The sequence below is a fragment of the Bdellovibrio sp. ZFWA1 genome, from assembly GCF_056175665.1.
In genome coordinates, this window is the sequence record NZ_JBJKJH010000001.1 from 451,568 (window position 1) to 474,814 (window position 23,247).

The window sequence follows — 23,247 nt, forward strand, 5'->3', positions numbered from 1 at the left end:
GCCAATCCTCTCTAATGATAAAAAAAATGGACTTGCCCCTCGAATTCCAATTAAATCAAATGTATAAAAAAACTCCACCTTTATTGCGTCCTGCACGGAAATATTTTGAACATGAACAGCTTTCCTGATTTTTTGGTTAAACATCCCTTTTGGTTTTACGTTAAAAGACACCCCAGAGCGGTCTTTATTGGGCTGACTTCACTATTTATCACAAATTTTTTGGATGGGATTTACCCCTTACTAATAAAAGAATCTATTGACTTCATCGAAAAGCAGACACCTTTCGACCAAACCCAACGAAGCATCTTTTTACTTTGCGCCGTTTTGGTCGGTCTCTCGTTCACTCGCTGGGGATGGCGAGTTGGATTTGGCTATTTTCACACCCATGCTGCGGAAGATATACGGCAAAGACTTTTTAGGCATATTACGGGTTTAAGCCCTAAGTTTTTTAATCGTAAGCCTGTTGGCGAACTCATGAGTTTACTGACAAATGACGTCCAATCGTTTCGCCAAGCTATCGGTCCAGGCTTATTGATTCTGGCTGATGGTTTTATGATCATTGCCGTCATTCTTCCAATTATGCTTAAACTCAATTGGAAATGGACTTTCCAAACGCTCATCTTTCTTCCTGTAGTTCCTTTCTTAATTTGGAAAGTAATGAAGATGATCCATGAAAGATTTAAGCTTCAACAAGATCACTTCTCAGAAATGACGGGTATCGCCCAAGAAACAATCGCTGGCGTGCGTGTTATCAAAGGATTTGCCCTCGAGGATATTCGCAATAGACTTTTCGATAAAAAATCTAAGCAAGTAGAACTTTCATCCAATAGCACAGCCCGGGTCGATGCTTTTTTTGGCCCAGTTATGGAGTTTGGAGTCGCATCGGGCTCGGTCATTCTACTGTTTGTTTCTTCAAATGATGTCATCACGGGCGCCGTGACTCTTGGTACCTTCGTGGCTTTTCATCGCTATATTCAAAAAATGGTATGGCCCATGACTGCTCTGGGACTTGGACTTTCGATGTTCCAAAAAGGCTGGGCTTCGTTTGATCGCATGAAGGAAGTGATTGCAGAGTCTACGGATACGCCGGACTCGGGTACGAAGCAGTTAACAGAGTTTCGATCTTTAGAATTTAGAAATGTCAGCTTTACATATCCAAGTGCTTCAGTCCCAAGCCTTCAGAATGTCTCTTTTAAAATCAACAAAGGAGAATGCATCGGAGTTATGGGCTCGGTAGGCGCGGGTAAGACAACACTTGTTCAATTAATGACCCGACTCTACCCTGCCAGCTCTGGCCAGATCCTGATTAATGACACTCCAATCGAAGAGTTCACAATTCAATCGCTGCGTAAACACCTTTTGCTGGTCCCACAGGAACCTTTTCTGTTTAGCGATAGCATCCACGAAAACATTGCCTTTGGAGTCGATAGCCAGGCTGACTTTAATGAAATTGAACAAATCACTCACTTGGTTGATATTCACGACGAGATTGCAGCACTCCCCCATCAGTTTGAATCACAACTCGGAGAGCGTGGAGTGAATCTTTCTGGTGGCCAAAAGCAACGTTTGACGATTGCTCGGGGTTTGATTTTAAAATCAAGCGTTCTGATACTAGATGATTCTTTAAGTGCCGTGGATACCAAAACTGAACACGCCATAGAAACCGAGCTTGGTAAAAACAAACAAAGCACAAGGATCATTGTAGCCCATCGGCTATCTAGCTTAAAAAATGCTCATAAGATATTGGTCCTAAAAAATGGACACGTCGAGGCCTTTGCTAGCCCGTCTGAATTAGCTACTATTTCACCGACCTATCAAACTATTGTAAAACTTCAGAGTCAGAATTCAGGCATGGACTCAAACATTGAGCCACTTCAAGATTCATCAAGTACTTCAGAAAGCAAGGAGCAGACTTAATGAACAACCTTCCTATTTCCGAAGAAAAGTCCATTGCTAAAATCTCTTACAAAGAGCTTTTTGTTAAATTATGGCCATTTGCTCGCAACTATCGACTTCAATTTTTTATGGTTATCATTTGCATTGTTGGACTTGCGGTTTGTTCGCGACTAATTCCAACTTTGATTGGATATGCAATCAACGAGGGGATCAAAAAAAGTAATTCGGATGTTTTTTTGATGATTGCGTGGTCTTATCTTGGGGTCGAGATCCTAAAGACTATTTTCAATTTTTCAGCAGCCTACCTATTCAGTCGATTTGGCAACCGAGTGCTTTTTGATTTACGCTCTGCTTTATTGGATCACACTCAGCGCCTGCCTCTGCAGTTTTTCAACAAGACCCCTACTGGTCGGATTGTTACGCGAATTACAAATGACGTCGCCGCACTCGGTGAGCTTTTCACTGAGGGGATTATCACAATATTCATTCAAATTGTGATCATGTCGGCCATCGTAATTTCAATGCTTTTGATTTCGGTAAAACTAACAATTATTACATTAGCTGCAGCGCCCTTATTTATTTGGGCGGCCTTTAAACTCTCGAACCACATCCGAAATATTCTTCGCGAACAGAAAGCCAAGCTCAGTGCACTCAATGCATTCTTGGCGGAAAATCTTAATGGCATTAAGGTTGTGCAGCTTTACAACCGCATATCTCGCAATCAAGAAAAATTCCAAAAGCAAAGCCTGGCCTATCGCGAGATCAACATGAAATCAATTTTTGCTTACGCTCATATGCAGCCGATTATGAATTTATTCACCGCAATCACACTTACTGCGGCTTTGTACTATGGCGGACTGCTATCTTTAGAGAACGGCATCGCAATCGGAAGCCTAGTGGCTTTTTTAATGCACGCTCAGGACTTTATTCCTCCATTGCGAGAGATAATGGAAAAATATCAACAATTTCAAAACTCTTTGACCAGCGCCGAAAGGGTTTTCTCTTTGCTAGAAGAGCCGATTGAGTCGGCCCTCGATAATCCAGATAAATCTGCATTGATATCTAAAGGAGCCTTAGACATCAGGAACTTAAACTTCAAGTACGAAGAGCATTTGCCGTGGACTTTAAAGAACATAAATCTTTCTATTTCTCCGGGTGAATCCATCGCATTGGTGGGGCGCACTGGGAGCGGTAAATCCACATTCATTTCTTTGCTTCAAAGAATGTATAATGCCCCCGATGAAACGATCTTTATCGATGGCCATCCTATTGAAAAATTTCCCCGTGCCGAACTTCGCCGCTGGATAGGAGTGGTCCAACAAGATAATTATATATTCCGAGGCACGATAGCGGATAACGTCTCTTTGGGTGAGCAATCAATAACTCGCAAGCAGGTAGAGGAAGCGGTCGCAATGACGGGATACGCCGATCTTCTGGCGCGCACAGGACGCTCGATAGACTCGACGGTTGAAGAAAAGGGAGCCAACTTAAGCGTTGGAGAGCGGCAGTTAATTGCTTTCGCCAGAATCCTGGCTTTCAATCCACAGATTTTAATTTTAGACGAAGCTACGGCGAATATCGACTCTGAGAGTGAAAAGATGATTCAAGAGGCCACGTCTTTGGTCACAGAAGGACGAACCAGTATCCTCATTGCGCACAGATTGTCGACAATTCAAAAATGTGATCGCATTTATGTTCTTTCAGATGGCGAAATCATCGAAAGCGGCTCCCACCAAGAGCTTCAAAACTCAAAAGGCTATTACCACCAACTCCACCAAAAAGGGGGTCAGGTGTTATTTTCTAACTGACCAGCGTCAATCCGATTATCCGGACGCCAAAAGCCAGGCATTGCAAGCCTGGCTTTTTTTACGCACCCCAGTTAGAAAATAACACCTGACCCCTTTCTTTAAAGGGCTTCGGAGGGTTTGAAGTCTATGCGGATTTTTGCGTCGGCGGCTGGAACAGCTGTTCCATAGAATTTAATACTGTTGCGATCGGCAGAGTATACCCAACCGTTTTGCGACGAAGCCGGAATTGAAACTCCGTTAATCGTCACAACAATCGTTGAAACCACCGGGCGACGAGACAACTTGAATTCCGTCAAGATCTCTAAGATACGAGCTCGCACATTAGACACCGCCGTCGCTAACGAGGACTTGCAAATCGACTCTCGCACCCCACCAGACAACTGAACCATCTCAAGAAATGCCATCCCCGCCTCTGAGTAGTTTTGAAATGTTGTGCAAGCTCCATTTTCATTACCCAACACACCGATAAAATTCATCATCCACGAACGACTGCCATCAACCCATGGCTTCTTCACCGAATCTAAATAGCTGGAATAATATTGCGCATATGGAGCCGAAGTTTTGGTTTTGGCTGACTTGTCATCTTCGTTACTTAAAACATTGACGACCAAAAATGCATCCGCGCGCAAGCTGGGTGACACACTTAGAAGATCGTTGGACACAACACGCTCTAAAGACTCTAAGCCTCGCTCTAGATTATCTCCCTGCTCACCAAGCGACATTCGACTCTGCAGCTCGGCAACCAGATTGGGAGTTGCCGCAGTGACATAAGGAGTCTCTCCGATAAAACGACCACCATCACCGCCATAACCCATGTCGGTCGTGATCACAAAAATGCGATAATCCAATTTTAAAGAGTTCAACTTCGACACCAAATCGGGCACTTGCTGAATCAAACGCTGTTGGTGGGCATCCATAGAAGCCGAATTATCCATAACCCAAAGCAGGTCTACTTTTTTATTATAAGTGACATTCTGGCCGAAATTATCAGCCGTTTCCGGAAGATCAAAATTCAGTTTTTGGCTGCAACCGAAACCACCCAACCCAACTACCAAAAGCATCAAGGCAACCAACTGCGTTTTCATATTATTCCTCTGCCACCCATGGCATTATTGATTAAGCTGCTTTAGGCTCGGTAAAGCTGCGAATACTTTCGCGGGCCTTCTGAGTTATGCTTGTAAACTTCACCCCGTACTTCACCGGAGTACCAGGGCCATGTGGAATATTTCGAAGCTGTTGCTTGCTTACAACTTGGCAAACAGCATTGAACGGCGGTACGCCATCACCCGGCTTAAAGTGCAAATAAAGAGTCTGACCAATTTCCAACCCTGGCGATTCGACAACGATACCCGCTCCGCCCAGGCTAAGTTCGATTGATTTTCCCTTATAAACAGATTTGTTATTATGAACGACCATGCTTGCCCCATAGCGAGCTCGCGCATGACGGCGACGAAAGAACACTTCATTAACACCTTCAATTCCAGAGGCTTTCAAGTCACGAATCGCCTCAGGAGAGAACACACTGACTTCTGAAACTTTCTTCCAACTTTCCATTTCGGCATGCCACAAATAATCGTATTCGTACAAACTACGCTCTTGCAGCATTTGCACAATATCCAATCTTGAAAATGGTCCGTAGTTATTTCCTTCTTTAAGAATATACCAGCCTTTTTCTTTTACTTCGGTAAATTTCTCGCTACTACCAGAGGGCTTAAATGCCGGAGGCTTCAATGATGGAGTCAGCGCTGACGAAAAATCTGGATGCTCGAGTAAAAGCTTCCAATCACCAAAAGATTCGTCATAAACATAATCAGTCCAAGTAGCTTCCTGAGATTTAATTCGCCCTAAGATCTCCTCTTTGGGGAAGGGGCCTATGTGGGAACCATTGTTAGACAAAAAATATTGCTTGGACATGCTAACTCCTTGATCTTCAACTTTTTTATCGGACCAAGCAGCAAAAGACTAAACTGTAATCTTTTAGACAAAAAGCCGAAGATTTCCTTCGGCTTTTTGAAATATTCTGTCGAATTATTATGCGAAATTTAGAAAGTTACAAAAGGACTAAAGACGCTATTTACATACATACTGTGAACGAGCGGCCTTTAATGAATTCCAAAAGTTTTGAAATTCTGCGGCCAAAGTCCCACAGAACTCGACCTGCCCCTGTCCACATCCATTTGTAGCCTCACCAAGACGATCAATTTTTGCTCCACTTAAATGATGCAAAAACGTGTGTGCTGGCTTCATCACTTGGGTACAAACTGCATCGCCACTGACAACAGTCTTACAGAGCTTTGCGCCCTCGATCAGTCCCTTCAAAGACGCTAGAACAGTTGTAGGCAAACAGTACTTTTTAACTAAGTTATTGTTGTAATCCACAAAATTCAATTGGCTCGCACTTAAATCTACAATCATACGGACGCGTGCATAGGTCGCTCTGGCTGTAGTTGCCTCTGCCGCCGTCAGGTCAACGAGCTGACTTAGATCACTAGCCAAAGCAACTTCAGAAGTTTCGATAAAACGCAAATCCGTCGCCTTTAATGATCCCACTTCCTCGACGCTGGTTTTTCCGGTACTTCCACCGCTCGAGTTAGAACCTTGATCAATCTGCGTATCTTGCCCCAGCCCAGCACCAGGCAACTGCCCATTCATCGCGGCTTCAAAACCTTGCTTCGCACAATTTTGAAAAGAGAGTATTGCCGCCAATGCCACGACAACCAATGCTAATTTTCTCATAGATTCCCCCACGACTTCCTGAATACACTTAAGCAAAGTCGATACCGACCTAGTCCTACTGTTATTTCGTCCTAAACCATCAATTACTTTACACCGCCTAGACTCCATACAGATTTTCTCATATTGAGATTCACTCAAATAGAATTGACTGAAGGCTTAACTTTATTAGGATGGTTAAACACTATGAGATACTCTAAAGAATTAAAAAAGATTCTCGCAACGACTCGCCAACAGATCAAATCAGGCAAAGAAGTGCTTATTGTATTTGACATCGACTCTACGCTATACGACGTCAGTCCCCGCCTAGAGAAAATACTGATAGACTACGCTCACGATAAAGAAAAAGCGCAAAAATTTCCTGAACAAACAATGCTGTTAAAGAATATTTCGACCTTACGAACCGATTGGGGAATCACCAATGCCCTACAAAGAGTGGGACTCGACTCGGCTCATCCTGATTTTCAAGATGATATCCATCAATGGTGGAAGACTAAGTTTTTTTCGAATGACTATCTTGAATTCGATCAACCCTATGAGGGCGCCGTCGACTATGTAAATGCTCTTTATCAAATTGGGGCCCACATCGTCTATTTAACTGGTCGCGACCAACATCGCATGGGACACAGCTCTCCACAGGTACTCATTAAAGATGGATTTCCATTGCAGGATCAGCGATCAGAGCTCGTTTTAAAACCGCATAAGTCCATGGACGATGCCCGATTTAAAACTGATTGGCTCAAAGAGACTCTTAATCAGAGCTTTGCAACAGTCTATTTGTTTGAAAATGAACCTGTAAATATTAACCTCGTCAAAAAAGAACTGCCCCAGATCGAACTGGTTTTTTTTAAAAGCACTCATTCAGGCAAAGAAGAAGCTCCGCTGGACATTCCCCACATCATGGATTATCTCTGCCAGCATCAAGAGGAATAAACATGTTATACGTCGTTGCAACTCCAATCGGAGACGAACAAGAAATTTCAATGCGGGCCCTTCAAGTACTAAAAGAAGCCGAGATCATTATCTGCGAAGGGACCAAAGAAACTTCCAAGTTGCTCCGCACTCATGGCATTACAGGTAAACGCTACGAAGTTCTTGATGAACATTCAAAAAAAGAAGATCTGCCTGGCTTGCTCGAGCTTTGTCAGAAACATGTCTGCGCCCTTGTCACCGATTGCGGCACTCCTGGATTTTGCGATCCCGGCGCGGACCTTGTAGGTCTATGCAGAAGCAAGAATGTGCCCGTGAAAAGTGTTCTTGGAGCCTCTGCATTGATGGGACTCTTAAGCTTGGCAGGCCGACGTATTGATCAGTTCGTTTTTCGAGGATTCTTACCTGCCGAAACGGAAGCCCGAAAGAAAGAGTTATTATTGCTGAAGTCCGAAGAGCGCGCCATTATCATCATGGATACACCTTATCGCCTAAAGAAGACGCTTCAAGATATGCGCGAAAATATGGCAGATCGCGAGTTTTTATTAACTCTCAATCAAACTCAAGAAAGCGAAACGATTCTCGAGGGAAAGATTGAAAAGGTTGCAGGCCTTTGTCCTTTTGAAAAAGCCGAATTCATGCTTTTAATCTACCCGAAGGCTAAGGCAAAATAAATTAGTATATTCAAATACTTAAAGCCTCACCCGCAGACTCCTTAACACAATCCTGACAAAGTAAATGATTCTTGTCGGAGCCATTTACAACGCCTCTGATAAGAGCACCGGAAGAAGCGTGGACATCCCACTGATTATCCATTAAAACCTCGCTCAATAGAATTATGAGGAGACTCCATGGATCTTATTATTGTTGGTCTGTGTTTGGCGTTCGTTATTGGCCTATACTTCAGTAACAACCCGCTTAAGCACTCAAAGAAGTTCATGTTCAGACGTTTTGTGAATTGGTTCCCGTTGGGCATGACCTACGCGTTCCTTTACATGGCTCGATACAATTTGAACGTATCAAAAAACGCTCTTGGCGACATGATGACCAAGGAACAATTTGGTTTAATTTTCGCAGCTGGTACTATCACTTACGGTCTTGCGTTCCTTATCAATGGACCTATCGTTGATAAAATTGGTGGCAAAAAAGGTATTGTGATTGCAGCTATCGGCTCTTCAATCATGAACCTTCTGATGGGTGGAGTGACTTATCTTTACCTTTTGGGCCGCTTGAAAACAAACATGGTCTTGGCGTTCTCTGTACTTTACGCATTAAACATGTTCTTCCAATCTTACGGTGCAGTTTCTATCATCAAAGTTAAAGCCTATTGGTTTCACGTGCGAGAGCGCGGAGTCTTCGGTGCGATCTTCGGTACTTTGATTTCTTTCGGGGTCTACTTTGCCTTCGACTGGGGTAAAGCTATTGTTGATGCATCAAAGTTAAATCTGGGACCAGACCGAACAGCTTTCCAAAATTTCATTCAACATATCTTTGCTATTGATACTGGCGTTACCGACGCAACTTATCTTGTGTTCGTAATTCCAGCATTCTTACTTATCGTATGGGCCTTGATCGATATGATCTTGTTGAAGGACACACCAGCAGAAGCGAACTTTGGTGAGTTTGATACTGCTTGTGAAGACCACACTAGCGATGACAAAGATCTTAAAATCTCAATTGGCTTTATGCTAAAAAAGATCTTCACAAACCCTGTGATGATCACGATTGCCTTGGTTGACTTCACATCCGGAGTTCTACGCAACGGTATTATGCAATGGTATCTTGTGTTTGCCCACGAGATGGAAAAAACCGATCCGGCATTCGGAGCGGGGTCTCAGTTCTTTATGAACAACTGGGGTCTTTTACTTTGCATGACAGGAATCCTAGGTGGCTTTTTTGCCGGCATGGTCTCGGATAAGTTCTTCAACTCTCGCCGTGGACCGCCAGCCGCGATCAATAACTTCGTAATGATCTTCCTTTTGATCTTGATGGCTTTCTTCCTAATGTCAAATCCGACGGTAGTTGGTCTTGCGGCAATCATGATGACTCTTTTCGTTATCGGAGTTCACTCTTTGATGTCTGGAACAGCAGCCGCTGATTTTGGCGGAAAGAAGATGACTGCGACGGCCTCAGGAATTGTAGACGGCTGCGTGTACTTAGGTTCAGGCATCCAATCTTTGGCGATCGGTTTCTTATCAGCTAAAAACTGGGTTTACTGGCCATTGTTCCTAATTCCATTCGCCTTTATCGGGCTCTTCCTATCGTTAAGAATGTGGAATGAACTTCCAAAAGCGACGAAAAAGTATATTCTTGAAGTTGAGAAAAAAGAAATTAAAGCTCAAAAAAAGAAGCACTAGACAAAAAGGTCACCCCATCAAGGTGACCTTTTTTATTTCCCTTTCTTGAAAACTTAGCTAGCATTTGATCATGCATAAATTTCTTCAATTCCTGTGTTTAACGATGATTTTCCAATTAAGCTCCCGCATCGCTTCGGCAAAAGATGTAATCATTAATTCATCGGTCGCGGGTACGAAAACAATTGAAGTGTCGCTCAGTGATAGCGATCTTTTGATTCTAGATGGCAGCGCGGGTAGAACTCCGTTGATTAAAAAAATTGAAGCCGCATCTGCTTTAGGAAAGCCTCAGCTTAATATACTGACCGGTATGCAGGCTTTTGAAAATGGCTCAATGAAGTCTTATCCTCATAGGGTCACTTTGAAATCATTGGACCCGGATCGTCGAAAAAAACCGATTTATATTGAAGCTGAATTAGACGAAAAAAATATCCGCATCAAAGTTTCCTTCAAATAGACCCAGCAAATGTCTACAAAGTCCACAAACCTTACTCCGCTTCCTATAGATGACTTTCTTCCCGACATTCTAAGCTCATGTCTAAGCCATCAGAATGTCGTAATCACGGCGTCGCCTGGAGCTGGAAAAACCACTCGTCTACCCGCCGCCTTGATGGGACAGTGCTCTGGTAAAATATTGGTTCTTGAGCCTAGAAAAATGGCAGCTGTGGCCGCGGCATCTCGGGTCTGTGAGGAAAACAATTGGACACTGGGGGATAAGGTTGGATACCAGGTTCGATTTGCAAATAAAACTTCGCAGCAAACTCAGCTTATTTTCATGACCGAAGCCCTACTTGCAAAAAAAATTGCTGAAGATCCAAATCTTGATGGTATCGACACCATAATTCTTGATGAGTTTCATGAGCGCTCTATGCACGTTGATTTAGCTTTGGGCCTTATTCGCGAGATGCAAGAACTTGGGCATCCAATAAAGCTCATCGTCATGTCCGCAACTCTAGATGCTGAAAAGATCTCTGCCTTCTTAGGGAATGCTCCAATTTTTTCGGTTCCGGGAAAGATCTTCCCACTTGAAATTAGCTATTCTAAAACGCCCCAATTACTACAAACTAATTTTGACTTCTATGATCGCCTAGCGGAAACCGTCAAAGAGGCCCTGAAAAAAACCGAAAATAACATCTTGGTGTTTTTACCCGGAGTTTCGGAAATACAAAGAGCCGCAGATAAACTTTCTACGGCCGTCCCTAGTGCCATACAGATTCAATTTCTACATGGATCTTTGTCCCTTGAAGAACAAAAGAAAGTACTCAAAAGAACTTCGGGGCAGTCTTTAATTCTTTGCACGAACATCGCTGAATCTTCTGTAACCATTGATGGAGTTGATTGCGTTATCGACAGCGGCCTAGCAAAGGTCATGCGCCATGACTACAAGACTGGCTTTTCGCGCTTAGAACTTTCGCGGATTTCCACTGGCTCAGCCACCCAGAGAGCTGGGCGGGCCGCTCGACAAAAACCAGGATTTTGTTTTCGAATGTGGCACAAGATGGATGAACATTCGATGAGTCCATTTGAAATGCCCGAGCTGTTACGTACCGAACTAACTGATAGCCTTTTGTTTTTAGCATCTCAAGATATTCGGGATTTTGTTAAATTCACTTGGTTTGAAGCGCCGCCAAGTCTGCACATAAAAAAAAGTCAGATCTATCTTCAAAGCATCGACGCCTTAGATACAGAGAACAGAATCACCAAAATGGGAAAAGAGCTACTAAAGTGGCCTCTATCTGTTCGCTTATCTAAGCTCCTTTGGGAGGCTGAAAATCGGCAGCAGTTTTTGTTAGGAGTCAAAATCGTGGTGCTACTTCAAGAGAAAGATTTCCTTATTCGCGAACAGCACCTCAACATTCATGAAGAAACTGAAAGTGATCTCGTTTATCGACTTCACATACTTGAAGAGTTTCTGGAAGGCAAAAGACTTCACGGCGTCTCGACCCTGGCACTGCAAACTATAAAACAAGCCTTTGAACAACTTATTCAGGCTCAGGCTCGCCGTGAAGTGGTCCACCAAAAACATAGCTGGACGACAGAAGATGTTCACCTACTTCTTCTTTCAGCATTTAAAGATCGTTTGTGCAGACGAAGAGGAAAAGGTGAGAGAGCTTTAATGAGCTCTGGCCGTGGAATTAGCCTAGCTCCTTATTCTCTCGCCAAAAGCCAGGAGTTTTTTCTTGCCCTAGATGGAGTAGAAACAGGAAACTCGGCCGATACAATGATCAGCATCGCCCACTCGATACCTAAGAATTTTCTTTTGAACCAATTTTCTTCGACTATTCAAAATCAAAAAGAGCTGATGTTCGACGATTCAAAGAATCAGTACTTCCATAAAGAAGTCAAATCACTTTGGGGCTTGCCTTTAGAGGATGGCTCTTTGAAGCCCCTTGATGATTCTCAGCTGAAATTATTAATTCCTCAGATTCTAAAACAACGGAAAGATTGGTTTGCCGAAAACAATAAAAGCCTTAACGAGTTTCAAACAAAACTAGTCTTTTTAAAGACTCATGCCGACTATGTTTCAGACGAAATTATGAATGAGGTTGTATCTATAATTTCGAACCAGAATCAACAAACGACTTTTGATTCGTCGTGGTTTGAAGACTTTATTGATCTAGTCTCTGTTGGGGAAACAAAAATCAACGATCTGATAGATAAGAATTTCGACTGGGCAATTGATCAAAAAATATCAGAAAATTTGAATGAGCTCATCACCCGAGGACTTCCATCTAAACTTCAGGTGCCATCCGGGTCATGGATTCAAGTTCACTATCCTCCAGATAAGAATCCCTACCTGGAAGTTCGCATTCAAGAAATTTTCGGTTGGGAAGCCGTACCTAAGGTGTTAAATTCAATTCCTATTACCATTCATTTGTTAGGGCCGAATTATAGACCGGTACAGCTAACTTCAGATTTAAAAAGTTTTTGGCAAAATGGCTATCCAGAAGTACGTAAAGAACTTCGTATTAAGTATCCTAAGCATCAGTGGCCAGAGGATCCCAAGTTGGGAATTGCCGAGGCCAAAGGACGTCCGCGCAAATAACATCTAGCATTCGCTATAAAAGCCAGTACACTTGCATTGCAAAAAGTTAAATAAACTAGACCTTTATACCGTTTTATTTCTGTTTTGATCACTCGATAAGTACTTCGTAAAAAAAAATTAACAACTTTGTTAAAAGAACTGCGGAGTATTTAATGTTCAAAAAATACTTATCAAATATGTCGATTGCCCAGCAATTAACATTGCCAATTGCCGTCGTGGGCTTTGCCGTCTTGCTTGGATTAGCTTGGATCGAATCTGTTGATTTGTTTAAAATGACGAAGGCCAAAGCCATCGATACAACTCTAGAAACAGGAAAGCGCTCTGCTCAAGAGATAAAGCAGTATATCGACCGCCCATTTTCCCAGGCCGAACTTTTAGGTCGTAATATCTCTATGCAAATAGAAAAAGGTATTCAGAGTCGAGAAAGATCTATTCTTGAGTTAGAACAAACATTAAAAGCCAATCCCAATTATTTGGCCACTTGGGCAGGATTTGAACCTAATGGTTTCGACACTTCCGATGAAAAATACAAAAACACGGCCCAGCATGAACAATCTGGCCGTTTTCTTCCTTGGTGGATTCGACAAGGTGACAAAATTATTTATAAAACTTTGATAAATGCCGAAACCCCCGACTTCGGTGACTGGTACTTTCAGCCACAAAAAACGATGAAGAATCTTTTGGTAGAACCTTATAGCGATGTTGTTAACGGAGAAAAAGTCTTCATGACCTCTGCCGTTTACACGGTCGTAAAAGATAATAAATTCTTAGGTGTCATTGGTGTCGATATGTCATTAGACCAAGTCAAAGAAATGGTCTCTAAGGTCATGCCTTTTGAGGACACAAGAGCCTATCTTCTGACTGATACTCAAGTTGTGGTATCTTCGCCTGATGTCGATAGCTTAATGAAGCCTTTTGAAGGACCAGAAGAGGTTATGGCACTTATTAAAGAGGCCAAGATCCAATCAATCGAGCTGAAAAGTAAAAACGGCGCAAACAGCCTTTATATAACTATACCCGTTCCTATTTATAATTTAGAACAACAGTGGCTTCTAGTTTTAGAAACACCAATGAGCACTATTTTAGCGCCAGCATACAAAGGAATTCAAAAGCAAGCAGCATGCTCTGTTGTGGCCTTAATTATACTGATGTTGACGGTTTTCTTTAGTGCAAAAAGATCATCGGGAAAAATTTCCCAGTTATCGAATAACCTCACGGACTCGGCTTCATTGATTTCAAATTCGATTGCCCAACTAAATGAGACCGGATCAGAGCTTGCAGACTCTTCCACGGCAGCGGCCGCATCTATTGAAGAAACGGCTGCTTCATTGGAAGAGATAACTTCGATGGTTAAGCTCAATACTGAAAATGCTCAGCTAGCAGCTCAGCTTTCTCAGGAGTCCGTGGGACTTGCTCAAACTGGCGAAGAAGAGATCAAAAAACTAATTCTAACTATGAATGGAATTGAATCGTCATCTCAGAAGATTGAAGAGATCATCAGTATTATTGACGACATCGCCTTTCAGACCAATTTGCTTGCTCTGAATGCCTCGGTGGAAGCTGCACGAGCAGGAGAACATGGAAAGGGTTTTGCTGTTGTTGCTGACGCTGTTCGCTCTTTAGCTCAGCGCTCTGCATCGGCTGCAAAAGACATTAGCACGTTGATTCTAACCAGCGTCCAGCAAATCAAAAATGGAACCAAAACTGCACAAGAAAATGGTGAAGTTTTGCATAAAATTTCGATTAGTATCGACAAGGTTTCACAATTAAATAAAGAAATAGCAGCTGCAAGTCTTGAGCAATCAACAGGCATTAACCTCATCAGCACTTCAATTAATGATATTGATTCAATGGTGCAAAAAAATGCATCCCAGGCTGAAGAGATTGTGAATACCGCCGGAGAAATCGAAGAAAAATCTCATGTTATGACCAGTACAGTGAAGGTACTTAACGGAGAAGTCGCTTAAAAATCCACAAAGGGCCTATCAGAAGAAACTGAAGGTCCTTAAAGAACGATGGCTTTTTGCCTTCGATCTTGTGACCAACAAATTGACCTATCCAAGCGACAACAAACAAACCCAATAAAGAGATTAAGGTTGAGTCCGTACCAGCCTTAATTTTCCAGTTGTGAATAATCGCCATGCAAAAAGTCGTGTACAAGAACATGATTGCAAATGCACGCTTCCCAAAGGCCAAGTACCGAACCATCGCAAAAAAAATAATCATTTCACTGACTTTGATCGGCCCCAAAGAGTATGGGATAAGATTGATGAATCCCACCACCGTAAAAAAAATGATAGGCACACATATTTTATGAATAACTATATTTATGGGATTTTGATGCCCTTGTGCATATTCCTCAAGCCAAGCCGCTAGTGGTCTCATGGCTTTTTCTCCAGGTAAACAGGACTTGCCGCGACAACGGTCACTCCTGCTGGAACATCTTTGGTGACAACAGCATTAGCTCCAATACGAGCTCCATCTCCGACGTTGATCGGCCCTAGCACCTTAGCTCCAGTTCCTATTAGCACCCGGCTCCCCACCGTTGGATGACGCTTAATTGGATCAAACTTCAAACCACCTAAAGTGACGCCGTGAAAAATGATACAGTCATCACCCACTTCTGCCGTTTCACCTATAACAACACCCATGCCATGATCGATAACAAGTCTGCGACCAAGGCGAGCTCCCGGATGAATTTCGATTCCCGTCATCCAGCGAGAAACTTCCTGAGTCAGCCGAGACAAAAAGAAAAAATTTTGTCTATAAAGAAAATGGGCAATCCGATGAAAAAATATTGCTTTGGGCCCCGGATATAACAAAGCGATCTCTAGCAGCGATTTAGCTGCTGGATCGTACGCTTTATATGTCCTTAAAAGTTCAATGCAACACTGAACTTGATTATCAGAATTTTTCATTCATGTCCTCAAGCAGGAAGTATCTATCATAAAGTTCACTATAACGCGACCAATGATCTCCCCCTGCCCTTTCATTCTCGATAAATCCTTGGACAGAATTTATGCGAGAATCTAATTCATCAATCATCGAAACAACCAAGGCTTCGATGAACTTGGGACGCTTTGGAGAGCCAAACTCAAGCTTCCCATGATGGCTTAATATAATGTGTTTTAAACGATCCCTAAGTTCATCATCAAAACCTAGAATTCGTGACGACTTTCTATCTAATAGTTCGCAACCCATATGAAGATGACCAATCAATCGGCCCCGGTCTGTATAACCAATGCCATTTTCCCATGTCAGCTCCCAGATTTTACCGATATCATGATAAATTGCGCCAAAGATCAAAAAATCGCGATTCAGAAACTTATAGTGGGAAGCCATGAAGTTCATCAAGTGACAGATTGAAAGTATGTGCTCTAACAAGCCACCTTTCCAAGCATGATGAATACTTTTTGCTGCCGGAGCCTGTAACATCTTTGGTTTAATCTCTGGATCTTCCAAAGTGTCAGTTAGTAGTTGCCGAATATGATCATTCTTCACTTGCTTAACGATATTGCTTAGCTCGACAAAAAGATCCTGAACATTTAAATTCGACTCTGGAATAAAATCAGCGCTTGCAAAACCGTGCTGATCAGCCTTTTCAATTTTATGAACAACCAACTGCTTGCGACTCTGGAAAAGCTGCACTATTCCTTTTATCTTTACGACGTCCCCAATATCAAATTGCCCCATTAGCTCTTCAACTCGGTCCCATAGGCGCGCATCAATTGCGCCGGTCCTGTCCCCAACTTGAAGACTCATAAACAATCGGCCATTTTTTCCAACACCGGTGTGCTTCTCTTTAACTAAAAAAAACGAGTCCACATTGGACTTGTCTTGAAGCTCTCGAATCCACTGTTTGTTAAGTTCACTGCTCATGGAGCCTCCGTACATAAGGAATCTAAATGACTCGAATCTGTAAATGTAACCTGAGTAATAAAATTCTGGCCATCCTTCGTCGCTGCAAGAATAAAAGTTCCACCTATTACCGAAATGTGGCGATGCCGGGTTGTATTTACTTTAATTCCTTCGTTTTTTTCCATCGACTTTAAAAACTGAGTTGTCACATCAACGGCTTTATTACAGCCCGAACCCCAAACTTCTCCATCAATACGTCGCTTCTTAGAACGACTGATAAAAAGTACTTTCTTCATAGTGGCACCTTCGAATTCAGGAAAATCAAAACCAACATAAAAACTGCCATTTTCATTAGCTATGAACTTTGCCAAATCGACTTCACCACCACCCTTGGGAAATTCTATAGCGATACCGGGATCCTTCAAGACACCAGGGTTTTTATCTTTTAACCAAACCTTTACCTCTGAAAAGATAAAGCCATCAGAGTCGCCGGTAAAAAAATCCCACATTTTAAGTGGAACCTTGATATCTTGGGGCAACTCTTCAGCAACATATACCTGAGGATGTTCTGATCTAAATAAATCTTTTTTTGAGCAAGAGACACTTGCTAATATAATTGCGACCAAAAAAGTGGCTTTTGCTAAATGCCTCATCGAGACATCCCCTCTATTCGAGACTGCATTTCAACTGCAGGCAAAAAGCCAGGGTCAAATCTTAAAGATAGCGATAGATACTCAAGAGCTTGCTTCTGCTTGCCCTGCTTCTCAAGTGACCACGCCATACCGTAAAGACCAAAAGAATCTAACTTATCAACCGAATAGATAGCCGTCGCCTTTTCCATTGCACATCGAGCATCATCGGATTCTATACAAGCACGAAGCCCAACATAGAGCCCCATTGGAACTTCTTTGGCTAAAGAATTATCCAATGCAACCAAGGACTCGGCCACCTTTCCGATTTTGAACAAATAGCTGACTTTCAAGGTCTGAGCCCATTTGTCTTCGGGAAATTCTCGCAGATACTCTTCTACAATTTTAGCAGCATCTAGTTCTCGTTGTTCTTCGATTAGACAAATAGCTTTAACAAGCTTGGACTTTGGAGGTGGTAGTTGATCAGAGAGCTTATGACATTCATTAGAATGCGAACTCCAAGTGAAATATCTTTGATCGACATGCAAATTTGACGCAAATTGCTCTAGAAAAAATGGATTTGTCGAAAACACTCCTGCTAGAGCCTCGTCAACAGCTGTTGCATCGTCTAACTTATGAATTAAGTTCAAAACTTGAAATGCTAAAATTTCTTTCAGCTCATGAGACTTGTTTAACTGAGACTTAACCTTATCAACTACATCTTTAAGTAAGAAATCATCCGACTGATAATTCAAAGACTCCCGAGTTATAAGAGCTAACATCGTCAACCCTTGTCTTGAGTTAGGATTCTTTTTAACAAAATCCATACTCTCCACTAAGGCTGACTGATTTTCTTTCCGATGATACTTCAGAATCAAATAGTTCAATTTCGCTTCAGAATTATTAGGATTAAATGCCAACGCTTTGTCAAAATAGTCGGCTGCTTTAGAGTAGTCACCCTCTTTGAAAGAAGACAAACCCAGGCCATTATTAATTAAAGACACTTCATCTTTATTCAAACTGCCATTGGACAAATGGCTTTCGAAAATACGGCGAGCCTCCAAAGGACGATCTTCCTGAATATACAAAAAGGCCATCTCGATTTCAGATTCACGGGATAACGGAGCAACACTTTGCGCTTTACGAAAAGCATCCATCGCTTTTGCATAAAACCCTTGAGTCACCCACAAACGACCTCGAGCCTGCAACTCTTCCTGCTGCTCGAGCTTGATAGTTCGCCTATAAAGATTGTAGGCATAGGCAGAACCTAAGATGACAGTGATCGCACCTGCTGCGGCTAAATACATCCAGCGCTTTTTAGATTTAAATCGCTGAATCAAACGCTGATCGCTAGAAGCTCCATAGGAACTGCTCACATTTGAAAGATGAGGCTTAGGTGGCGTTAGGGGCGTCTGAACTTCCTCTAACGGGGTTATATCCTTGATCATAGGCCCCGTATCAAACACCGGAAGTGGAGTCGTATCATCATCCAATGTCAACGGAGTCAGATCTGTACGAGTCATTCCGATTTTCTTTGTCTTGGTAATACCCGTCGTTGTTTTACTTGCTAAGGTTGTTTCTGACGAGTTTTCTTGCTGAGCCCGAAGCTGATGAACTAAATCTTCAAAAAGAGCGTGCTCACGAATGTACTCCCACTGAGAATCTGAATTTCTAATTTCGTCAATTATAGAAATTTGATGCCGATGAAGAGAATCTACTATCTCGTCATAGTCATAGGGGCCCAAGATCTTCATCGAAGAACGGACAAGCCAATCTTTCTTTTTGCGATCAAGAGATTCTTCCATGACTCCCGTGTGCTTCCTATAAAATTGGAGTTAAAACATTAAAACGGAGATTTTGTTAACAACAACTTTAAATCATCGTTTGTTAACATTAAGCCCGCACCAAGATATCCTTGCTGTTTACCTTGTTTATTCAAGATGTCGTAATATCCGCCCGTAACATATACGCCATAGGCGACCTTCATACTAAGAGCCGCTTTCAAGATCGTCTGATCAAAGTCGAAGGCTTCAACTGTAAACTGCATACGACGTTTGAAAAAATGATAGTCCAACCCTAAACCACCAGCGCTTTCAATAATACCGGCACGCAATGTGAAGTCCCAAAAATTCTTAGCAAATAAGGCTGTAAACTTGGTCTTTCCACGGTAGGTTTTAACAGTTGTTGTGTTTGAAGATGTTGTCCCGGTAATGGTTTCATCCGTTGTCTCGACTACGCCCGCGGGATCATCAACAATAGCTAAGTAATAGTAACGATCTAAGCCTGGCTGAATACGAATACCGATGTAGGTCTTAAACTCTTCCGCTTTTCCTAAGTACTCACCCTTGATATCAAAGCCAGTTTGAATGCGACTGGCGGTATCCAACATAGAACTCACACCAGAAATTGCCGTGTTCAGTTCTTCAACTGTAGTTTCATCGTTTATAAGCTTACCGACAGTGCCTTCGCCGCGATTAATTTTATCTGTTATTTCTTCAAGATTTTTAACAGTTGACGAAACCCGCTTCCAAGTTGCTTTCAAATTAGAGTCTTGGCTTTGATTTAATGCCTCATCGATATCAGCAGTCACCTTATCGATACGGTCTACAATATCGCCGATTTTATCTTTATTTTCGGCAGTAACTTGAGACAGATCGGTCGTGATCTTTTCGATATTTCTAACTATTCTCCCCAAAATATGCGCTTGAGTACCATCTTCACTCGTTGCTTCTTTTAAATTTTTAGCCACTTCACCCAAAGATTCGGTCACATTAGAAACTTGCGCAATTAAGTTATCTAAAGATCCTTTGTCTTTTACATTTAAAATCTGCGCACCATCAGGCAGTACAGGATCTGACGGTGAACCTGGGTTCACCTCTACGTACTTATCCCCCAAGATCCCCTGGGATTTGATTTCTACAGTAGCCGAAGTTGTTAAAACAACGTCTGAACGTACCGTAATATCAATGCGTGCTTTACCATCGATTAAACGAATATCACTTATGACTCCGACAGGAATCCCCGCAGACTTGATTGCAGATTTTTTGATAAGTCCGCCAGCATTATTTAAAACAAACCAAGCTGACTTTGATCGACTTAGATAACTAGGATCATCACTCACTTGCATTGACATAAATGCAATAAGAGAGCCCACAGCAAGGACCAATACACCTACTTTAAATTCAGCAGCACGTAGCAAACTCATTGATGCTTCATTCCTTTAGCTACAAAACGTTTTACCAACTCTATATCGGTCTTAAAAAAGTCCTCAGGAGTTCCGAACAAAAGTACACGACCACTATCTAACATGGCAATGTAATCCGCGATTCTAAAGGCCGCCGACAAATCATGGGAAACCATAATCGACGTTGTCCCCTCGCGTAATTTATGGGTCTCCAATATGAGATTATCCACCATTTCAGTAAGAATGGGATCTAAACCCGTCGTCGGCTCATCGTAGATAAGGATTTCTGGATCTAGGGCGAGCGCTCTTGCTAGCCCAGTTCGCTTCTGCATTCCCCCAGAAATCTGACTCGGTAATTTGTGATAATGTTTCGGATCCAAACCAACCAATCTTAGCTTTTCATTAGCAATACTTTCGACCTGCTCTTTGCGAAGCTGACGTCGGTGCTCGATAAGCGGAAAGCATACATTTTCCAAGACAGTCATATCATCAAACAATGCAGCTGACTGAAAAAGCACACCAAATTTACAACGGAACTTGGTCAATTCGTCGGGGCTTAGGGTACTTATATCAGTGCCTAAGACATTAATATTTCCTGACGTTGGCTTATACAATCCCAATAGATGCTTCAACATCACAGATTTTCCCGTCCCAGAAAAACCAATGATGGCAGTCAATTTTCCCTTAGGAACTTTTAAATTAATGCCCTTTAATACAAAATCATTTCCACCATCGAAGGATTTCTTAACGTCATCGAAAATTATTGCAGATTCCATTAATTCATCCCCATCAATAAATAAAATACCCTGATAAGATTTGTTAGGAAGTAATCCAGAACGATGATCATAACCATACTCTGCACCACACCTTGGTTAGTCGCATCGCCAACCCCTTTTGCTCCACCTGTTGTATTGAAGCCACGGTAGGTACAAATCAACGCAAATACCAAACCAAATATCGTTGCCTTAAAAAGCCCCTCATTAATATGTTTTACCTCGACAATGTCGCGAATCTTTTGCCAAAACACAGCCTCATCAAGAGCAACCAATTTAACACACAATACGTAAGAACCCAGCATCGCGACAAAATCAAAAACGGCCGTCAATAGAGGCATACAAATTAGGGCCGCAATTAAGCGCGGCGAAACCAAGTACTGCTTCGTATTTACACCCATAACATCCAAAGCGTCGATTTGCTCGTTCACTCTCATGGTTCCGATTCGAGCCGCCATTGCACCACCAGCACGCGCTGCTACAATCAACCCCGTCAATACCGGTCCTAATTCACGAGTAATTCCTAACGCAACAGTGGGACCCACCATGTTCACGGCGTTAAAGAGTTTAAAACCAAGATAGATCTGAAATGACAAAGCTAAGCCGGTAAATAAACTTGTCAGAGTAATAATACCTAAACTTTGATTTCCAATAAATTCCATATGTCGAACGATTTCATTAAAACGAGAAGGCTTAGCAAAAAGCAAACGCCAAGACTCAACAAAAAATATCGAGATCAGCCCCACCTCGGACGCCAGACTTTTTAAAGTTCCTACCGTCAGATCGTAAAACACTTCGCTGATCGAAACTACCCGCTCTTTGATGGACACTACTTACCCCACTTTTCAACGATGGACCCTGAATACTTTCGAGGCACTCGTGCACTGAGACTGGTCATTATTTCATACGAAATAGTCTGAGCGTGTTTTGCCAACTCGTCCGCCAATAAAAAATTATTATTCTCGTCAACTCCAAACAAGGTGACCATCTTGCCCAACAGTCCATCGGGATTTTGGATTTTATTTTGCTTTAGCAAACTGGTTGCATCGAACATCATATAATCCATACAAACATTTCCAACCTGAGGTACGCGCTCTCCGCAGATCAGAGCTTGCCCTTTATTAGAAAGCACTCGGTGATAGCCATCGGCATAACCGACAGGAACAACGGCCACCAAGGTCTCTTGGGCTGCCACAAACGTTCCTCCATATGATACACTTTCGCCAGCCTTTAATACTCTGACAGCACAAACTTCAGAGCGAAAATTCATGACAGGCTTTAAGTCCAAATTAATTTGCCCAGGAAGTGGATTCGATCCGTAGGTCATGATTCCAGGCCGCAATCCCCAATTGTATTTCATCAAAGGATTTCCAACATCACCGTGCTGCTTCAGCTTCATCTTAGCCGCAGCACCAGCACTATTTAGCGCATGCATGAAAATATCTTGTCCGGCAAAAAACTCTTGCAGATTCAGCATTTGATTTAACTGAGCAGCACTCTTGCCATCATTTTGACAAGCGTCCTCTCCGTTAAACAGATGGGTCAAGATCGCTTTAACTCTAAGGAACTTATGGGCTTTAAAATAAGCCGCCAGCTCTAAAGCCGCTGCAGGATTAAATCCAAGCCGATTCATGCCAGTGTCAAATTTCAAATGGATTTCTAAAGGCTTATTAACAACCATTTCAAGTGCCTTAATCTGAGTCCAATCACTAACGACCGGAGTCAGATTCGCATCAACCAGTGCGCGCGCCCCAACTTCATCAAAGCTGCGAAACACCAAAATTTGATTTTTAATTCCATGAGCCCGAAGCTTTAGCCCTTCTTCTAAAAGACAAACCCCCATGCTTTGCAACTTCATGTCTTCAACAACACGAGCCAACTGGACATCTCCATGACCATAGCCATCTGCTTTAATCATGGGACACAACAATGGAGCATCGGAAAAAGATTTTTGCAGCAGCCCAAGATTATGAGCCCAAGAATCCAAATTAATTTCTGCAAAAGTTTTTCTAAACATAACTACCTACCCAATTGTT

At 42.4% G+C, this 23,247-nt stretch carries 21 protein-coding genes; 8 read left to right on the top strand and 13 right to left on the bottom strand.

Annotation, left to right across the window (positions count from 1 at the left end):
• The first annotated feature begins 111 nt into the window (after positions 1 to 111).
• Both AC04MN_RS02205 and AC04MN_RS02210 read left to right on the top strand, forming a co-directional pair.
• A complete protein-coding gene (locus AC04MN_RS02205) occupies positions 112 to 1,917 on the top strand; it encodes an ABC transporter ATP-binding protein (RefSeq protein WP_475381547.1) in 1,806 nt (601 codons plus the stop codon).
• Entirely contained in the window at positions 1,917 to 3,704 is a 1,788-nt protein-coding gene (locus AC04MN_RS02210) for an ABC transporter ATP-binding protein (protein ID WP_475381548.1), read from the top strand. Before AC04MN_RS02205 ends, AC04MN_RS02210 begins: the two co-directional genes overlap by 1 nt.
• 98 nt (positions 3,705 to 3,802) lie before the next feature.
• On the opposite strand, the gene AC04MN_RS02215 is transcribed toward AC04MN_RS02210, so the two are convergent.
• From AC04MN_RS02215 to AC04MN_RS02225, 3 genes are all read right to left on the bottom strand, one after another.
• A complete protein-coding gene (locus AC04MN_RS02215; protein ID WP_475381549.1) occupies positions 3,803 to 4,789 on the bottom strand; it encodes a vWA domain-containing protein in 987 nt (328 codons plus the stop codon).
• Between the two features lie 31 nt (positions 4,790 to 4,820).
• Positions 4,821 to 5,618 (bottom strand): GYF domain-containing protein, encoded by a 798-nt coding sequence (locus AC04MN_RS02220; protein WP_475381550.1) that lies wholly within the window; start codon positions 5,616 to 5,618, stop codon positions 4,821 to 4,823.
• Between the two features lie 156 nt (positions 5,619 to 5,774).
• A complete protein-coding gene (locus tag AC04MN_RS02225; protein WP_475381551.1) occupies positions 5,775 to 6,440 on the bottom strand; it encodes a hypothetical protein in 666 nt (221 codons plus the stop codon).
• A gap of 183 nt (positions 6,441 to 6,623) precedes the next feature.
• Between AC04MN_RS02225 and AC04MN_RS02230 the strand changes: the two genes are divergently transcribed.
• Positions 6,624 to 7,370, top strand: coding sequence for an HAD family hydrolase (locus tag AC04MN_RS02230; protein WP_475381552.1), 747 nt, complete (start codon positions 6,624 to 6,626; stop codon positions 7,368 to 7,370).
• Positions 7,371 to 7,372: 2 nt separating this feature from the next.
• Positions 7,373 to 8,041, top strand: a complete 669-nt coding sequence (locus tag AC04MN_RS02235; RefSeq protein WP_475381553.1) for an SAM-dependent methyltransferase — start codon at positions 7,373 to 7,375, stop codon at positions 8,039 to 8,041.
• A gap of 10 nt (positions 8,042 to 8,051) precedes the next feature.
• On the opposite strand, the gene AC04MN_RS02240 is transcribed toward AC04MN_RS02235, so the two are convergent.
• A complete protein-coding gene (locus AC04MN_RS02240) occupies positions 8,052 to 8,183 on the bottom strand; it encodes a hypothetical protein (protein ID WP_475381554.1) in 132 nt (43 codons plus the stop codon).
• A 35-nt stretch (positions 8,184 to 8,218) separates the two neighbouring features.
• On the opposite strand from AC04MN_RS02240, the gene AC04MN_RS02245 reads away from it, so the two are divergent.
• From AC04MN_RS02245 to AC04MN_RS02260, 4 genes are all read left to right on the top strand, one after another.
• On the top strand, positions 8,219 to 9,724 hold the full coding sequence (locus tag AC04MN_RS02245) for an MFS transporter (RefSeq protein ID WP_475381555.1): 1,506 nt from the start codon (positions 8,219 to 8,221) through the stop codon (positions 9,722 to 9,724).
• A gap of 70 nt (positions 9,725 to 9,794) precedes the next feature.
• Positions 9,795 to 10,178, top strand: a complete 384-nt coding sequence (locus AC04MN_RS02250) for a hypothetical protein (protein ID WP_475381556.1) — start codon at positions 9,795 to 9,797, stop codon at positions 10,176 to 10,178.
• A 9-nt stretch (positions 10,179 to 10,187) separates the two neighbouring features.
• Positions 10,188 to 12,767 carry an ATP-dependent helicase HrpB gene (hrpB, locus tag AC04MN_RS02255; protein ID WP_475381557.1) on the top strand — a complete coding sequence of 860 codons (2,580 nt, stop codon included), beginning with the start codon at positions 10,188 to 10,190 and terminating at the stop codon, positions 12,765 to 12,767.
• A gap of 152 nt (positions 12,768 to 12,919) precedes the next feature.
• Positions 12,920 to 14,734 carry a methyl-accepting chemotaxis protein gene (locus AC04MN_RS02260; protein WP_475381558.1) on the top strand — a complete coding sequence of 605 codons (1,815 nt, stop codon included), beginning with the start codon at positions 12,920 to 12,922 and terminating at the stop codon, positions 14,732 to 14,734.
• Here the strand turns inward: AC04MN_RS02260 and AC04MN_RS02265 are convergent.
• The 9 genes from AC04MN_RS02265 to alr are packed head-to-tail and all read right to left on the bottom strand — an operon-like array spanning position 14,715 to position 23,228.
• Positions 14,715 to 15,152, bottom strand: coding sequence for an Mpo1 family 2-hydroxy fatty acid dioxygenase (locus AC04MN_RS02265; protein ID WP_475381559.1), 438 nt, complete (start codon positions 15,150 to 15,152; stop codon positions 14,715 to 14,717). The two genes, AC04MN_RS02260 and AC04MN_RS02265, sit on opposite strands and share 20 nt — an antisense overlap.
• Complete coding sequence (gene cysE / locus AC04MN_RS02270; protein WP_475381560.1) at positions 15,149 to 15,685, bottom strand: serine O-acetyltransferase; 537 nt, start codon at positions 15,683 to 15,685, stop codon at positions 15,149 to 15,151. Before cysE ends, AC04MN_RS02265 begins: the two co-directional genes overlap by 4 nt.
• Positions 15,672 to 16,646: a 3'-5' exoribonuclease YhaM family protein gene (locus tag AC04MN_RS02275; protein WP_475381561.1), complete on the bottom strand. Its 975-nt coding sequence runs from the start codon at positions 16,644 to 16,646 to the stop codon at positions 15,672 to 15,674. The genes cysE and AC04MN_RS02275 overlap by 14 nt, the downstream gene beginning before the upstream one ends.
• Complete coding sequence (locus AC04MN_RS02280) at positions 16,643 to 17,278, bottom strand: hypothetical protein (RefSeq protein ID WP_475381562.1); 636 nt, start codon at positions 17,276 to 17,278, stop codon at positions 16,643 to 16,645. The genes AC04MN_RS02275 and AC04MN_RS02280 overlap by 4 nt, the downstream gene beginning before the upstream one ends.
• Positions 17,275 to 19,059 carry a tetratricopeptide repeat protein gene (locus AC04MN_RS02285; RefSeq protein ID WP_475381563.1) on the bottom strand — a complete coding sequence of 595 codons (1,785 nt, stop codon included), beginning with the start codon at positions 19,057 to 19,059 and terminating at the stop codon, positions 17,275 to 17,277. The genes AC04MN_RS02280 and AC04MN_RS02285 overlap by 4 nt, the downstream gene beginning before the upstream one ends.
• A 38-nt stretch (positions 19,060 to 19,097) precedes the next feature.
• Positions 19,098 to 20,459 carry an MlaD family protein gene (locus AC04MN_RS02290; RefSeq protein WP_475381564.1) on the bottom strand — a complete coding sequence of 454 codons (1,362 nt, stop codon included), beginning with the start codon at positions 20,457 to 20,459 and terminating at the stop codon, positions 19,098 to 19,100.
• Complete coding sequence (locus AC04MN_RS02295) at positions 20,456 to 21,214, bottom strand: ABC transporter ATP-binding protein (protein WP_475381565.1); 759 nt, start codon at positions 21,212 to 21,214, stop codon at positions 20,456 to 20,458. Before AC04MN_RS02295 ends, AC04MN_RS02290 begins: the two co-directional genes overlap by 4 nt.
• Positions 21,214 to 22,041: an MlaE family ABC transporter permease gene (locus AC04MN_RS02300; RefSeq protein ID WP_475381566.1), complete on the bottom strand. Its 828-nt coding sequence runs from the start codon at positions 22,039 to 22,041 to the stop codon at positions 21,214 to 21,216. The genes AC04MN_RS02295 and AC04MN_RS02300 overlap by 1 nt, the downstream gene beginning before the upstream one ends.
• Positions 22,041 to 23,228 carry an alanine racemase gene (alr, locus tag AC04MN_RS02305; RefSeq protein ID WP_475381567.1) on the bottom strand — a complete coding sequence of 396 codons (1,188 nt, stop codon included), beginning with the start codon at positions 23,226 to 23,228 and terminating at the stop codon, positions 22,041 to 22,043. Before alr ends, AC04MN_RS02300 begins: the two co-directional genes overlap by 1 nt.
• Between the last annotated feature and the right edge of the window lie 19 nt (positions 23,229 to 23,247).